The organism is Thermococcus argininiproducens, assembly GCF_023746595.1.
GTDB classification, from domain to species: domain Archaea; phylum Methanobacteriota_B; class Thermococci; order Thermococcales; family Thermococcaceae; genus Thermococcus_A; species Thermococcus_A argininiproducens.
In genome coordinates, this window is the sequence record NZ_CP080572.1 from 303,340 (window position 1) to 318,041 (window position 14,702).

Here is a 14,702-nt window from a genome sequence, read left to right on the forward strand (position 1 = left end):
AAGGATGAGATGGGTCGACGTAAAAGCAAGTATGAAAGAGTTCTGGTTCGAATTTAAACGACAAAAAGGAGGATTATTCGGATTAGTACTTTTGTTCCTTTTAATAGTCACTGCACTTGGAGCTCCATATATAACTGAGCCAGATATTCCCAAAAAATGGGGTCAATATTGGGAAGGAAATCCAACCACAGTACCACCTGTATGGTATAACTATTTCACTACCAAGAAACTAGCCCCTCATGAAATTTTAACATCCAATGATTTGACAATAGTCTCAGAAGGAGAAGATATCGGCGGAGGAATGAAATATTATGGATTTGAGTTTACATACGAAAATAATTACGACACTCCTCCTTCGGATATTATCATAAGGAATATAGGAGTCAAACTTACAGACTTAAACTCTCCAGCACAGATCATAATAACCCTCGTAAGACCAGATGGAGTTAAAATTGAACTACTCAACACCGACTTGAGAGAGGGTTCTATATATCAGTTGGCAAAAGATGGAAAAGTGAGAAACACCGTATTCCGTTGGGCCTCTGAATTTGAAGATCCCCAAAAGATCGCTGAGAGTGGAGAGACTCTCAAAAGCACTATGGACACTATGAGAGTGATATTTGCAAAAGCTCAGGAGGGTATCCTCACTAATCCAGAAGCCCTTAAAGGAACATACACATTCCAAGTAGACATATTCACATTCAAAGAAGGAGATCAAATAGACCTAAGCAACACAGAAATCGTACTCTCAGGAAGAACATATGGATTAATGGGAACAGATTATAAAGCTAGAGACTTATGGGCAGGTCTTGTCTGGGGAACTAGAGTTTCACTTACTGTAGGTGTTACGGTGGCAGTTCTTACAGTTCTTATTGGTATTTTCTACGGAGTTACAAGTGCCTACCTTGGAGGATGGAAAGATGAGTTCATGCAAAGAGTTAACGAATTCTGGGCCTCAATTCCAACATTACCAATACTTATTCTCTTAGGTGCCGCATTTAAGGGACACGTCAGCCTATGGACCATAGTATTCTTAATGGTGGCCTTCTACTGGACTGGAATTGCAAAAGTTGCCAGAAGTATGGCTCTCCAGATTAAAGAGCAAACATATGTAGAGGCAGCAATTGCTCTTGGTGCTGGTACTGGAAGAATAATTTTCAAACACATAATGCCCCAGATCATGCCATATGCTTTCGCTGCAATGGCCCTTAACGTTCCTGGAGCTGTATTAACAGAAGCTTCCCTCAGCTTCCTTGGACTTGGTGATCCAACTGCAGTTACATGGGGACAAATTCTCTATGATGCCCAGACACAAAGTGCTACAATCAACGGATATTGGTGGTGGGTTATTCCACCTGGGCTAGCAATCACCTTGGTAGCATTTACCTTCGTGTTGATTGGTATATCATTGGATAGAGTCCTTAACCCAAGACTGAAGAGACTGTGAGGTGGATAAAATGGCTAGGAATGTACTTGAAGTTAAAGATCTTAAAATGTACTACTTCACTTCACGAGGTGCTGTAAGAGCGGTTGATAATCTCACCTTTGAACTCAAGAAAGGAGAAGTGCTTGGGCTAGCAGGAGAGAGTGGATGTGGAAAATCATCCTTAGGTTTCACTTTAATGGGAATGCCAACACCCCCAGGAAAAATTGTCAGTGGGAGCATAAAAATCGATGGTAGAGAAATAGTGGGATTGCCAGAAGAAGTCCTTAGGAGAGAAGTAAGATGGCAAAAGATCGCTATGATATTCCAAGGTGCCATGAACGCATTGAACCCCGTTTACACAATAGGATACCAAATGATAGAACCACTAATCTACCATAAGGGTATGACAAAAGAAGAAGCCTTAGACAGGGCCATGAAGTACTTAGAGCTGGTAGGACTTGCCCCAGAGATCGTATATAGATATCCACACGAACTTAGTGGTGGTATGAAACAAAGAGTTGTCATTGCAACTGCTTTACTGCTTGACCCAGAGGTTGTCATTGCGGACGAGCCCACTACTGCTCTAGACGTTGTTGTCCAAGCCCAAATCATAAACCTCATGAAGAGATTAAAGAAGGAACTTGGTCTATCCATGATATTCATTACCCACGACCTGAGCATTTTAGCAGAAGTTAGTGACAGGGTAGCAATAATGTATGCCGGAAAGATCGTGGAAATCGGTGACAGTGAGAAGATTTACTATGAACCTGCCCACCCCTATACACAAAAACTCCTCTCCGCAATTCCAAGATTACATGAAGACGTTGAAAGACTGGAATTTATCCCCGGTCAACCACCAAACCTCATAACACCACCAAACGGATGCAGATTCCACCCAAGATGTCCATACGCAATGCAACAATGTAAAGAACAAGTTCCAGAGTTGAAAGAAATTGAAAAAGATCACTATGCTGCATGCTGGTTGTTGTGAGGGATGAAAAATGGCGGAACCTGTATTAAAAGTTGAAAATCTCAAAAAACACTTCCCAATTAAGAGAGGATTACTAGCGGGACTTAGAGGGGAGGCACAAAGGTTTGTCAGAGCTGTCGATGGAGTTAATTTTGAGGTTCATAAGCAAGAGGTCTTTGCTTTAGTGGGAGAGAGCGGATGTGGAAAAACCACTACTGGAAAGCTAGTAATGAAGCTTCTTGAACCAACTGATGGTAGGATATACTTAGAGGGACAGGACGTAACCGAACTAAGAACTCAAGAAGAGATAAAAGCGTATAGAAGAAAAGTCCAAATGATATACCAAGATCCATTCTCTTCAATGAACCCAAGATTCAGAATATACAACGTTTTGGAAGAACCACTATTAATCCACGGTATTGGTGAGACTAAAGCTGAAAGAGAAGAGCTCATCTATAAAGCCCTTGAAATGGTAAAGATAGTGCCACCTGAGGACTACGTAGGGAGACACCCACACATGCTCTCAGGTGGTCAGAGACAAAGAGTAGCAATAGCAAGATCATTAATCCTCAACCCAACATTCATTGTTGCAGATGAACCAGTTTCAATGCTTGATGTTTCAATTAGAGCAGAAATCCTTGAACTAATGAAGGAGCTTAAAGAAAAGATGGGTGTTACATACCTCTACATTACACACGATCTTTCAACAGCAAGATACTTCGCAGATCATATCGCAGTGATGTACCTAGGAAGGATAGTTGAAATGGGTCCAGCAAAGGTCGTTATCGATAATCCAATCCATCCCTATACCAGAGCATTATTGGCCGCTGTTCCAGAACCAATACCAGAGAGGAGAAACATTATCAAAGAAGTTCCAATTAAAGGTGAAGTTCCAAATGCAGCCAATATTCCACCAGGATGCAGATTCCACCCAAGATGCCTCTATATGGAAAAAGGACTTTGTGACGTCAAACATCCTCAATTAGTCGAGTATGAGCATGAACACTGGGTTGAGTGCTGGCTAGCTGGAAAGATTTAATTCTCTTTTCTTACCTCAATCTTTATATTTTGCCTTGAATAATGATTCGTGGGTGATTTCATGGTAACTTTCATGGATGCCATAAAGTACCGTTTAATAAGAGTAGGCCTATTATTTTTGCTTTTGGCAATTATATTGTCTCTCATCTCCATGTATGAAGTTCCAAAAAGTGGAAGTTGGAGTGGAGATCTTCAAGCAGGAGAACACCTACTTGGGGATTCCCAGTTTGAGAAAAAATATTTCATAAGTAACAGAACCCTTATGTTATATTCTCAAAATGCTTCATTAATTATCATTCATGGGAATAAAATCGATGTTTACAAGCTAAAAAACGAGTCTGTGATTCTGAACCCTCTCTCTCAGCCCCAAATAAATATAGAAAGTGGAGAGGTAAATTACACTTATAATGTGAAAGGGGTAGATTATCCCTACGCTCCTCTCGCGTGGATTGCTTTTGTTATGATGCTTGTGGGAAGTGCCCTAAGTTTGGTAGGATATGTGAGATTTATGGAGGAATTAAAAGGAGGGTAATGAGATGAGAGTGCTAAACTATGAAGAAGTCATTAACAAACTGATATCATTCATAAAAGACAAAGTTAATGAAACTAAAGCAAAAGGAGTTGTTATAGGAATAAGCGGTGGAGTAGACAGTGCGACTGTAACATATCTTGCCGTTAATGCACTAGGAAAGGAGCGGGTTTTAGGGCTCATAATGCCATATTATAAGAACAAAGACCTTGATGACGCCATTTTAGTTTGCAAAACCCTTGGAATAAAGTACAAAGTTATATCCATAAAAAGTATTGTAGATGAAATTGAAAAGAGCTTGGGATCTGAATTAGATCATATCTCCAAGGGAAACTTGATGGCAAGAACTAGAATGATTCTCCTTTATGCTCATGCAAACTCTAGAAATTACCTTGTTCTAGGAACGTCAAACAAAAGTGAGTTATTGACCGGCTATTTCACTAAGTGGGGAGATGGAGCAAGCGATTACGCTCCGCTAATTAACTTATACAAGACAGAAGTTTGGAAAATTGCAAAAGTCTTAGGAGTTCCAGAAAGAATAATAAATAAAAAACCAAGTGCAGGGCTTTGGGAAGGACAGAGCGACGAAGACGAGCTGGGAATAACATATAGACAATTAGATGAGATTCTGTACAGACTGATCGACTTGAAGATGGAGAAAGAAAAAATCACGGAAGAATTAAATATCCCCCATGAAAGAGTGGAATATGTAGAATCATTAATCCTAAAAAGTGAACACAAACGCAGACTTCCAGTAGGGCCAGAAATTTAAGGAGGTAACGACTTGAAACGAGGCTATTTTTTAGTATTTTTAGCTGCAAGTATGTGGGGCACTCTTGGAATTTTTGCAAAGTTGCTTTACCAGTTTAATCTGGATCCATTTACCATAACCTTTTATCGAGCATTGATAGCATTTTCCCTCCTCCTAGCGTACAACTACTCAAATGGTTTCCAAATAAAGCGGTACAGACTGCCATTCTATGCATTCTACGGTTTTTTTGCAGTGTTTCTGTTTTACATTCTATACTTTTATACAGTAAAAATTTCCTCTGTATCTTTCGCAGTCCTTCTTCTTTATTCCGCTCCCATTTATTCAACCATCTTAGGATATCTCCTATTTAAAGAGAGGATAACCACAACAAAACTTTTAGCTCTACTCATGGCAATATTTGGAATCCTTTTAGTTGTAAACCTTGATCATTGGAATGGTAACAAGATCGCTACAGTGTTAGGCCTGCTCTCTGGATTAACATATGCACTTTACGGTATCCTGGCTAAAATTGCTGTAAAAAGTGAAAGACCAGAAGAAGCTCTCCTTTACACGATCGGTTTTGGAGCATTATTTTTAGCCCCATTTTCTAATTTTAAAGTACCCTATGAATCTATCCCATACCTATTAGGGCTTGCATTCTTTCCAACATTCTTGGGATATATTCTTTACAATAGAGCCCTTCAGGAAATCGAAGTTAGTAAAGCATCCATCATATCTACGATAGAACCAGTAGTGGCTTTAATTTTGGCCTACTCAATATTCCACGAAGTTTTAACATTGAAGCAGATAATAGGAGCAGTTTTCATAATTTTAGGATCACTTATTCTCCATATTGAAGAAAAAGAAAAAGATCAAACATAAAAATATCTCTCTAGTTCCCACTCAGTAATTTCTATTGTATCTATGGGAATCTCAGTTTTCTCCAAATATTCCTGATAACTTCTCCATTCTTTCGTTTTATACTTAATGAAGTTGTGATATGCTTCACCAAGTGCACCTTTAACAACCTTGTCTTTTCTAAGGGCTTCAAGCGCGGCTTCTAAGGTTGAGGGTAGAGTATCCACTCCCAGCAAAGCTCGTTTTTTCTCGTCTAATTCATAGACGTTTTCCTCAACATATGCAAAGGGTTCAATCTGCCGTTTTATTCCATCCATACCAGCTTTCAAGACTGCAGCAAATGCAAAATACGGATTCGCACTCGGATCGGGACACCTATATTCAATTCTTGCACCATTTCCTTTATATGCAGGAACCCTTACTAAAGCACTCCTATTTGCATAGCCCCAAGATATGTAAACGGGTGCCTCATATCCTGGAACTAATCTTTTATACGAGTTAACAGTTGGATTTGTAATTGCTGTTAAAGCCTTTGCATGTTCTAAAATCCCCCCTATAAAGTAAAGGGCCTCTTCACTTAACCCTTTTTCTCCAATGAAAATATTCCTGTTCCCTTCCCAAAGACTTATGTGGAGGTGCATCCCATTACCTGGCTTTCCAAAAAGGGGTTTTGGCATAAATGTAGCATAAAGCCCATAACTCTCTGCAACAGCCTTCACCAGATACTTAAATCGAATTATATTATCCGCAGTTGTTAAGGCATCGGCAAATCGAAAATCTATCTCATGCTGTCCGGGGCCCACCTCATGGTGTAGAACCTCTGGGATTAACTTAAAGGATGGCATGTAATGAGCTATCGTCCTTTTAATCTCCCTCGCCTTGTCTAGATTAATTAGATCGAAATAACCTCCCCCATCTGGGAGTTTTAGCTCCCATGAACCATTTTTTTCAAATAAATAGAACTCGGGCTCTGGACCTATATATGCCGTTAATCCCTCCTTTTTTAACTCTTCAGTGACTGATCTCAAGACTCTTCTCGGGTCTGCATAATATGGTTTTTTGCCCTTGTATATGTACCCAAATATCTTCGCCACACCTTCCCATGGCACTTCTACATAAGTATTTGGATCTGCCTTGAAAGTAAGGTCACTATCCTCTATTCCCTGGAAGCCCGGAATTGATGAACCATCAAATGAAATTCCCTCTGTTATAACTTCCTCGTATCTCCCTATTGGTACCTCCATACCTTTAGCAATACCATCTATATCCACAAAAACAAGTTGGAGAAAACGTGGTTTACCTGAAAACCCTCTTGCAACGGATTTGATATCGTTCATTTTTACCCCCACCTTAATGATAATATTTTCATTATTGTCCAGCATTTTTATACAATATTTCTAATATAAGCTTTTCTAATGAACTATTGTCAAAATGGCAATTTTTATCCCGAGTTACATTTTTGTGTACAAAACTAGACCAAATCACATATATTTTTGATACATATATGTCAATAACATTTTAGGAAAAACCTTTTTATTCCCCCTTCAAAAATTCAAACATGCCTAAAGATGATGAAATTATACAGAAAGAAATTTCCCGTTTGAATGTCCATCTTCCGAAAAGTAGAAAAAAACTTGCCCAACTGCTTAAAGAGGAAGAACCAAAAGTACAACTTAGAGATGGCCAGTTTCACTATTTTAAACGAGAGGAACTCGAGTACATCCTCTCATTAATCGAAGAACACGAAAGAGAGTTCTTATATATTCCAATAATCCTCGAAATCACCACCACCTGGCATGGATATTTTAGAGTAAGGGGTAAAGTCGCTGTAAAGATCATTGAAAAAATTCTTGGAAACTACGATATGCTAGAGGAAAAAACTGAAATAATCCTTCCTCGTTACTTATTACCAAAAATACGAAAAAAACTTCCTACTACAACAACCTACGCATTTATTGTGGAGTGAGAAAAGATGGATGATAACAAAATATTGCTTAACTATTATCTATTCACAATTCCCCAGATAACCGTATTTGCTGGAGCTATTTTGGGGATTATGTTAATTTTCAATGTAGAGATTAAAATTGCCCTTGGAATTTTTGCATCATTTTATGGACTTCTATTGACTATCATAGCGCTTTTAGTTAAGAGACAATTTTCAAAACTTCCACTATACAGAGCAAGCTTATTGTTCTTTGTAGGTTTTACTGTGCTCGGAATTTTCCTACTTTTAATGTGAAGTTTTATATTTGTTGAGATACTAACTATATAGGGGGAGATTTATGCGAAGGAAACTTATAGTCCTTATAGTACTCCTACTGATCACATCTATGGTATCTTCACAAACCCTCCTATTCTCAACTCTAGAAGAAAAAATAGTCGTGATTTCGGGAGACTATAAAGAAGGGACTCTAACGTTGATAAACAATGCAGATAAAGACTTCCAAATTGTGACGTTTCGCAGATATTACGTTTTGGATTCCAAAAACAACGAGATCTCTGGAATCACGCTGGAAATATACAAACCTGATGGAGAGCCTCTATCTACTGGTGTTCTCTATACATATTGGAAGTCAGGAGAAGAAAGAACTCTAAGGTATAAGATTTATGTAAATGAAAGTGTCAAACCAGGAACTTATACACTTTTCATGGTGCTTTGGGGATTTTTAAGCTCTGGGGATCTTAGGGTTATACAAATTCCAGTTACTCTTGAAATAACAGATGTACCTCTAATGTTCAAAGAGGCCTTTGTTGAAGTTAAAGAACGGTCAGTTAAAACAAACAGAATACTCACTGGAGAGACCATTGTAATATACTCTACGGTTCATAATCTCAAAAATTCTCCAGTATCAATAAATGGAACAGCGTACTTAGAGAAAAATGGAAAGCGATATCTTAAAACAGATATAGCCATGAATCTGACTCCAGGAGATAACTCACTTCAAGTGGAGATCCCAATCCCATATGATCTCCAAGCTGGCGAATATAGACTCATATACAAGTTAGAATATTCTAAAGGCACATATCTTTTCTCAAAAGTTTTTTACATCACTTTTGGAGTGGATTTAACAGCAATTTCTTTGGAAAAGACAGAAGTTATGGAAGATGAAAAAAATACCCTATATCTAACCCTGTTTTCGGAAAGGGACATCGTAGTTAATTACACTATAGAAGTCTATGGAGTCAACAACGAACTTTTACACAACTCTACAAAAGCTATCAAAATAGAAAAAGGAAGTACAATAATACAAGACGAGATACCTTCTTTATCCCCAGGAAGCAAAAAAATCATGAGCAAAATTAGCTTTGGGAAAATAACTCTTGATCAGGGATCCATCTCCTACAATGTACTTGCATACCCACAAATCGAGAATATACTGTACAAAGAAATCTCCTTAAACGAGAATAAGGCAACAGTTCAGTTTTCCATAACGCTCAGCAATGCCAACTCGAAGGAAGTGGTTACTAAACTATCCTATAGATTCTTCAGGCCCAATGAAACTATCCACAAAGGATCAAGAGACTTATCCCTATCTCCAGGAGAAAATTACGTGAATATTACCCTGGAACTTCCAATAGGAGAGAAGATATACTACGAGTTTTCCCTAATACAGAATAATAAGGAACAGAAGATCAGTGGGGATCTGGAGATAAAACCTCCTGCTCCTCCAACTTCCACTTTCTCACAGTCATCAACCCCTCTAACTTCCACAACAAACACTACTATTCCTACTCCAGCCCCTCAACAAAGAAATATTCTTACATATATTGCCATACTACTCATAATAATCTTCTTAGTATTACTGATCCTCTATTTGAAACCAGCACCTTCAAAGAAAAGACGTGAGAGACCAAAACCCAAGAGGAGATCCCCCATAGGCAAGTTCAAGAGACCAAAAGAACCCGAGATCAAAGAGTACAGAGAATTACCGAAAAAATAGTCCAAAATATTTATAACTCTACTTTTATTAAAATTAAATAGTGAGGGGGCTGGGGCTGTCGGGTAGTAAGCCTGAGGAAGTTCCGCCCACCTCACCGGGGCCGCGGTGTCGTAAGGCACCTCCCGAAAGGGAGGGCAACGGCGCAGAAACGACACGTCCCCTCAAATAGGAGGATGAAAGCGGTGAAGGTCTTCGGCAACGAAGACCGAGCTAACCCGCAGACGATTTGAGGGGGAACGGTGAAACGGCCGTCCCGCGGGGTGCAAGGCCAAGCTAGGGACGATGAATTCCCGGTGGGAGTCCCGTGGTGGGCCGCTTAGTCGAATGCCCCATTTTTACAGAAGGCGGGCTATAGCTCCCTCACTTCATTTTCATATCTAAAAACGAAGCCACCAATATTAGCGAACCCCCAATAACAGTTCTAAATGTTGGTATTTCTCCTAGAAGTATCGCTGCATAAACTATTGCACTTAGTGGATCAAGATAACTTAAGAGTGCTGCTTCATTAGCTTCAACCTCTTTAAGGCCGTCCATGTAGATAAAAAGCGCAAACACAGTATGAATAATTGCTATAAAAGTAACCACTATGAAAGAGTTTAAAGAAACATAGAAATCTCCTACACTTACTAGAACAGGAAAAAGAATCAACGTAGCAAAAAATAACTGAAAAAATGTTAGATTGGAACTATCAATATCCCTAAGATATCGACCCAAAATAGTTACACTCGCATAAAAAATTGCACCTAAAAAAGCAAATAGTATTCCAACAAAGTCCTTATTTCCAAGGGACATCTCTGTTTGGCTTCCTATTAAAAAAGCCCCTAAAAAAGCTAAACATACTAGAACTATCCTTATTTTTGTAATATTCTCTTTCAAAAACACTGAAGATAGTATAACTACTATTATAGGCGCCAAATAATAGATAAGAGTTGCTTTGGCTATGTTAGTATACATGATTGCGGAAAAGAAAAATACCCAATTTAAAGCCAAAACAAACCCCAATAGAAATACCAAACCAATCTTAGGTCTCACATTTAAAAAAGCGCCCTTAACCCAACCAGCATTCTTTAATAAATGTATCAAAATAAGGAGTATACTCCCTAAAAGAACCCTATAAAAGGCCAATTTTAGACCATCTAATTCAGAATAGCGAGCAAAAACCCCTACACTGCCCCATATCAACATCGAGAATATTATTTTAGCCCTTCCCTGTAGCATACTCACTCCTCCAACTTCTCCACCCAGAGCTTATATGCCTCTTTGACTTCTTTTTCTCTGAATTTTGGCACCGCATTTTTAAAGGGGTCAAATTTTTCAAGATCCCTTTCATTGATCCCAATATATGTAGTTATAAGGCCCACTTTTGAATGTAGAGAGGAAGGAAGTCTTAAAATCCGTTTAATATCTACCGTAACTCTACCATCAAAATAAGCTTTAGAAAAAGTAGTTGACAGACTAAAAAGTCTCAGCAGTGTTCTGTATCCCACTCCGCGAGGAAATGCAGTTAACATACCTTTTTCTACAAAATCCCTATATATGTGCTCCTTCTTTTCTAGTATCTGTTCAATTTGTCGCCTATTTAGACCAATGTTTCTCAAATGATACTCAGAAACACGCTTAATAAAATATCCAAATCTAAATCGAAATACTCTGAAATATCCGGAAGATAATAATATCCTCCTTTCTTGAAGATCCTCGAAAGCAACCTCTTCAGCACTGGAAATATAATTTAGAATTTTCTCTCTTGCTTTCGAATCCAGACTAAGTGCCCAATCATCTAAAACCCGTATGTGATATCCTCTTCCCGAGTAAACAAGGTGAACATTCTCAAATCCAAAGTCTTCCTTTAGTATAATGAAAGTATCTTTAGTGAGCTCTTTGGCATCTTCTAAACATATCGGACATACTTTCCCTGTTTCATGATTGCATCTTTTCAGAGGCAAGTCTTTTGCATCTATATCAAAAACAAGCTCCGCTCCTAGCCATCCTTTCATATTTCTCGGTTCTTCATAAAGAGCAACGCTTGAATAGATCGAATATGGGGCTGTTATCTTTATGTAATCCTCTAAATCTTTTATATGGTAGAACACGTTTTTTCTATCATTAGGGCCTTCTCCGGTATGATCGAAACCAAACTCCCTATTTTCAAGAGTTTTAAGTATGAATGAGGGTATCTTCCGTACATTCCATTCCTCTGAATAATATTTTGCCCTCTCTCCTTTACTCATCTCTCTAAAGAGTTCACTCATTGTTCTCCCCCGTTGATTTTTCTTTTTTACTTTCTAAGTAGAGCTTCCTCAGATAATACGTGAGGGGATTTCTAATATACCTGCAATCCCTATCAGGCTTACAAAGTTGAGGAGCGCTTGCCCGTATCTTCTCACAGTTAGGGGGGAAATACCAAGTAGAACTTCCACTATCTTCTAAATTTGGTTCCAACGTATACCCAAAGCCAAGATGGTACCATATATTCTTAATTTCATTTGGTTGATCTTGAAATAATGGTGGACTGCACCTATTACCCGCTTGGACTATTACAGGTAAAATCTCTTCCTTGATGACTTTTAAATCCTTTATACAGTCTTTTACTTTAACATCTCTCTTAGAGGGATTTGGACATATTCTAGCGTAGCTCAAAAAGGAGGTCAAAAGGACTGTTATTCCATAGTTTCTCAAACCACTAGGTACGCCATTTAAAACTATCTTAATACAAGGAGGAAAGAGCTCAAAACGTAGTGGTTGGGCTGTTGCACTTCCAAGCCTCTCAAGCCTCTCTTTAAACTGCTCTCTAGCAATTTCACTTAGCCCTGAATACAATTCCATGTAATATTGTGGTAGTTCCTCCCGAATTTCATAGAGTATGTTAACTGCCCTCTCCATATTTCTCCCAAAGCTTCTTTTCCACAACTCAATAAGTTGAGATCTATTAAGGTACACATATCCCCCTTTTATATAAAAACCTTTGAGAGAGTCCTCATTAAGCATTAAAAAATCTTTTAATGCAATCTTATATTGCAGAAGGTATTTCTCCTTCTCCTCAGATGGTAGTTCTTTATGTAAACTTTTTTCAAGTATGGTTCTGTCTTTTCTGGGAAGTTCATCTGCCTGCACTTTTTCTATGGGTAATGCCAGTTCTGAAAAATTTCTCGATTTTTCTATCCTTGCTAGGTATATTCTCAAATTTGCTTCTTTAACAAGTTCCATCTCTAAGCCGTATGGAGAAAATGCTAACGCCCCCAACAAGGCGTAGAAACTTATTAAGTCCTTCCATTCATCAAATCTCAGAATATGTTGAGGAACTTCCCCGCTTTTTAACCATTTGACCCGTTCTAATGCCATATCAATACCAATATGATTCGGAATAACTTCTAATAGGTCATTAATACTTCCAAATTCTTTTAATATCTCCTGAGCATGTTTTCCAAACGGATCTAACATCCACCCACCTCCTATTAATGCTCACATTAGAATAAAACTCTTTTGTTGCCTAGGCTTATAAAAAACAATTAAAATATTAGAAATATTCCAATGAGTATTGGCAAATATGAGTAAATTTCCAAAAACCTTATATTCTCATATTAAATAACTTTAATAGTTAGAAACAAATTAAGTTAACTGCAAGGTGGGAATTATGACCAACTCGTTTCCAACTAAAAGAGTTAAAAGTGGGATACCGGGGTTTGACGATCTGATAGGAGGAGGTTTCCCCGAAGAATCCACCGTCCTTATCACAGGGAGTACTGGTACCGGAAAAACAACATTCGTCGCCCAATACATCTACAAAGGAGCAGAGGAATATGGAGAACCCGGTGTTTTTGTCACATTAGAGGAGAGAGCCAAAGATATTAGGAGAGAAATGGGCCAATTTGGATGGGATCTCGAGAAATATGAAAAACAAGGCCTCATAGCCATAGTGGATGGCGTTAGTTCTATTTCTGGTATTCCCTCTGAGGAAAAATTTGTACTAGAAGACACCATAAATGTTGACAGCTTTTTAAGATACATATATCGTGTTGTTAAAGCAATAAATGCAAAAAGACTTGTTATTGACTCAATCCCCTCAATAGCATTTAGACTCCAGGATGAAAGAGAAATTAGAGGAGTTTTATTAAAACTCAACACAATCCTCCTTGAAATGGGAGTGACAACTCTTCTAACAACTGAGGCTCCCGACCCCAAAGGAGGTAAAATTAGCAAATATGGAATAGAAGAATACATTTCTAGAGGTGTTGTACTTCTTGATCTTCAAGAGAAGAACATAGAACTAAAGAGATACCTATTAGTCAGGAAGATGCGTGGTACCAGGCATTCAATGAGGAAATACCCATTCGAAATAACTAACAAAGGAGTCGTGGTCTATCCAAGTGGAGAGATTTATTAAGGGAGGGAGTTTTAATTGAATCCATACCACAACCCACTAGCTAAATCAGAGCTAGAAGAGAAAGTTGAACGCATTCCTACAAACATCATTGACCCCTTATTAATGGGGGGGATTCCACGGGGTAGCGTTGTTCTCCTCATAGGGGACCCAAAATCAGGCAAAACAACATTTATAAGCCAATTTATATATAATCAGCTGATTTCCGGAGCCAATGTAATCAGCCTCCTTGTAGACATTCCTCGTTATGAATTCATAAGTAATGCCCTAGATTTCGGGTGGAATTTTATCACACACCTAAATGAAAGGCTACACCTTTTAGATGCGTATACTCAAAGAATCAGGGGAGGTCCTAAATTTTCTTTTACTGAGGAAGCAATTCCCGATATCAGGGACACTAGTCAGATAATAGACATAATTAAAGATACCACAACAAGGATTCTCTTAAATAACCCACACAATGAAGAACCCCTCACAGTAGGAATAATCTCATCCCTAACCCCCATGTTCTTTGAGACTGAAAAAAAAGAGATATACAAATTTTTAGAAGACTTAAAAGCATTTTCTCATAAGAACAAACAGGTGTGGATAATAGAAATGAACTCCGGGGTGGAAGAACCCCAAGTAGAGACAATAATCAAGGCAATAGTAGATGGGATAATTGAAATGAGACTCTTTGAGGAAAATCATACCCTTCAAAGATATCTCAGAGTATACGGGATGAGAAGAACCAGACATCTCCTTTCTTGGGTCCCCTACGACATAACTGACAAGGGGATTGTTCTTAAACTCGAATAGGCCTGCTTTTATT

15 protein-coding genes and 1 other RNA gene are annotated in these 14,702 nt (G+C 38.4%); 12 read left to right on the forward strand and 4 right to left on the reverse strand.

Going from position 1 to position 14,702, the window contains the following annotated elements; translation table 11 throughout:
• Window positions 1-4 precede the first annotated feature (4 nt).
• Genes K1720_RS01590 through K1720_RS01615 form a run of 6 tightly spaced genes read left to right on the forward strand, consistent with a single transcriptional unit; the run spans window position 5 to window position 5,596 of the window.
• Window positions 5-1,447, forward strand: coding sequence for an ABC transporter permease (locus K1720_RS01590; protein ID WP_251949486.1), 1,443 nt, complete (start codon window positions 5-7; stop codon window positions 1,445-1,447).
• 10 nt (window positions 1,448-1,457) lie between these two features.
• Window positions 1,458-2,417 (forward strand): ABC transporter ATP-binding protein, encoded by a 960-nt coding sequence (locus tag K1720_RS01595; protein ID WP_251949487.1) that lies wholly within the window; start codon window positions 1,458-1,460, stop codon window positions 2,415-2,417.
• A 10-nt stretch (window positions 2,418-2,427) separates the two neighbouring features.
• The gene (locus K1720_RS01600; protein WP_251949488.1) at window positions 2,428-3,435 is read left to right on the forward strand and encodes an ABC transporter ATP-binding protein; all 1,008 of its coding nucleotides are present in this window, start codon (window positions 2,428-2,430) and stop codon (window positions 3,433-3,435) included.
• Between the two features lie 60 nt (window positions 3,436-3,495).
• Window positions 3,496-3,966, forward strand: coding sequence for a hypothetical protein (locus K1720_RS01605; protein ID WP_251949489.1), 471 nt, complete (start codon window positions 3,496-3,498; stop codon window positions 3,964-3,966).
• A gap of 4 nt (window positions 3,967-3,970) precedes the next feature.
• Window positions 3,971-4,735 (forward strand): NAD+ synthase, encoded by a 765-nt coding sequence (locus K1720_RS01610; RefSeq protein WP_251949490.1) that lies wholly within the window; start codon window positions 3,971-3,973, stop codon window positions 4,733-4,735.
• 12 nt (window positions 4,736-4,747) lie between these two features.
• Window positions 4,748-5,596 carry an EamA family transporter gene (locus K1720_RS01615; protein ID WP_251949491.1) on the forward strand — a complete coding sequence of 283 codons (849 nt, stop codon included), beginning with the start codon at window positions 4,748-4,750 and terminating at the stop codon, window positions 5,594-5,596.
• Here K1720_RS01615 and glnA read toward each other — a convergent pair.
• Window positions 5,587-6,909, reverse strand: coding sequence for a type I glutamate--ammonia ligase (gene glnA / locus K1720_RS01620; RefSeq protein WP_251949492.1), 1,323 nt, complete (start codon window positions 6,907-6,909; stop codon window positions 5,587-5,589). The two genes, K1720_RS01615 and glnA, sit on opposite strands and share 10 nt — an antisense overlap.
• Window positions 6,910-7,130: 221 nt before the next feature.
• Here glnA and K1720_RS01625 point away from each other — a divergent pair, with 221 nt between their 5' ends.
• From K1720_RS01625 to rnpB, 4 genes are all read left to right on the forward strand, one after another.
• Window positions 7,131-7,538: a DUF61 family protein gene (locus K1720_RS01625; RefSeq protein ID WP_251949493.1), complete on the forward strand. Its 408-nt coding sequence runs from the start codon at window positions 7,131-7,133 to the stop codon at window positions 7,536-7,538.
• A gap of 6 nt (window positions 7,539-7,544) precedes the next feature.
• A complete protein-coding gene (locus K1720_RS01630; protein ID WP_055281437.1) occupies window positions 7,545-7,811 on the forward strand; it encodes a hypothetical protein in 267 nt (88 codons plus the stop codon).
• Between the two features lie 43 nt (window positions 7,812-7,854).
• Window positions 7,855-9,513, forward strand: a complete 1,659-nt coding sequence (locus K1720_RS01635; protein ID WP_251949494.1) for a COG1361 family protein — start codon at window positions 7,855-7,857, stop codon at window positions 9,511-9,513.
• A gap of 40 nt (window positions 9,514-9,553) precedes the next feature.
• An RNA gene (rnpB, locus tag K1720_RS01640) (RNase P RNA component) lies at window positions 9,554-9,877 on the forward strand.
• On the opposite strand, the gene K1720_RS01645 is transcribed toward rnpB, so the two are convergent.
• The 3 genes from K1720_RS01645 to priL are packed head-to-tail and all read right to left on the reverse strand — an operon-like array spanning window position 9,874 to window position 12,951.
• Window positions 9,874-10,731, reverse strand: coding sequence for a DMT family transporter (locus K1720_RS01645; protein ID WP_251949495.1), 858 nt, complete (start codon window positions 10,729-10,731; stop codon window positions 9,874-9,876). The two genes, rnpB and K1720_RS01645, sit on opposite strands and share 4 nt — an antisense overlap.
• Before the next feature lie 2 nt (window positions 10,732-10,733).
• Window positions 10,734-11,762, reverse strand: a complete 1,029-nt coding sequence (gene priS, locus K1720_RS01650; RefSeq protein WP_251949496.1) for a DNA primase catalytic subunit PriS — start codon at window positions 11,760-11,762, stop codon at window positions 10,734-10,736.
• A complete protein-coding gene (gene priL, locus K1720_RS01655; protein WP_251949497.1) occupies window positions 11,755-12,951 on the reverse strand; it encodes a DNA primase large subunit PriL in 1,197 nt (398 codons plus the stop codon). Before priL ends, priS begins: the two co-directional genes overlap by 8 nt.
• Before the next feature lie 193 nt (window positions 12,952-13,144).
• Between priL and K1720_RS01660 the strand changes: the two genes are divergently transcribed.
• Complete coding sequence (locus K1720_RS01660; protein WP_055281427.1) at window positions 13,145-13,894, forward strand: ATPase domain-containing protein; 750 nt, start codon at window positions 13,145-13,147, stop codon at window positions 13,892-13,894.
• A gap of 15 nt (window positions 13,895-13,909) precedes the next feature.
• Window positions 13,910-14,689, forward strand: coding sequence for an RAD55 family ATPase (locus tag K1720_RS01665; protein ID WP_251949498.1), 780 nt, complete (start codon window positions 13,910-13,912; stop codon window positions 14,687-14,689).
• Window positions 14,690-14,702 lie beyond the last annotated feature (13 nt).

Excerpts from the sequence above, each read along its gene's own strand:
- K1720_RS01590 (WP_251949486.1), top strand. The coding sequence starts at position 5 with ATGAGATGGGTCGACGTAAAAGCAAGTATGAAAGAGTTCTGGTTCGAA.
- K1720_RS01595 (WP_251949487.1), top strand. The coding sequence starts at position 1,458 with ATGGCTAGGAATGTACTTGAAGTTAAAGATCTTAAAATGTACTACTTC.
- K1720_RS01600 (WP_251949488.1), top strand. The coding sequence starts at position 2,428 with ATGGCGGAACCTGTATTAAAAGTTGAAAATCTCAAAAAACACTTCCCA.
- K1720_RS01605 (WP_251949489.1), top strand. The coding sequence starts at position 3,496 with ATGGTAACTTTCATGGATGCCATAAAGTACCGTTTAATAAGAGTAGGC.
- K1720_RS01610 (WP_251949490.1), top strand. The coding sequence starts at position 3,971 with ATGAGAGTGCTAAACTATGAAGAAGTCATTAACAAACTGATATCATTC.
- glnA (WP_251949492.1), bottom strand. The coding sequence starts at position 6,909 with ATGAACGATATCAAATCCGTTGCAAGAGGGTTTTCAGGTAAACCACGT.
- K1720_RS01625 (WP_251949493.1), top strand. The coding sequence starts at position 7,131 with ATGCCTAAAGATGATGAAATTATACAGAAAGAAATTTCCCGTTTGAAT.
- K1720_RS01630 (WP_055281437.1), top strand. The coding sequence starts at position 7,545 with ATGGATGATAACAAAATATTGCTTAACTATTATCTATTCACAATTCCC.
- K1720_RS01635 (WP_251949494.1), top strand. The coding sequence starts at position 7,855 with ATGCGAAGGAAACTTATAGTCCTTATAGTACTCCTACTGATCACATCT.
- K1720_RS01645 (WP_251949495.1), bottom strand. The coding sequence starts at position 10,731 with ATGCTACAGGGAAGGGCTAAAATAATATTCTCGATGTTGATATGGGGC.
- priS (WP_251949496.1), bottom strand. The coding sequence starts at position 11,762 with ATGAGTGAACTCTTTAGAGAGATGAGTAAAGGAGAGAGGGCAAAATAT.
- priL (WP_251949497.1), bottom strand. The coding sequence starts at position 12,951 with ATGTTAGATCCGTTTGGAAAACATGCTCAGGAGATATTAAAAGAATTT.
- K1720_RS01660 (WP_055281427.1), top strand. The coding sequence starts at position 13,145 with ATGACCAACTCGTTTCCAACTAAAAGAGTTAAAAGTGGGATACCGGGG.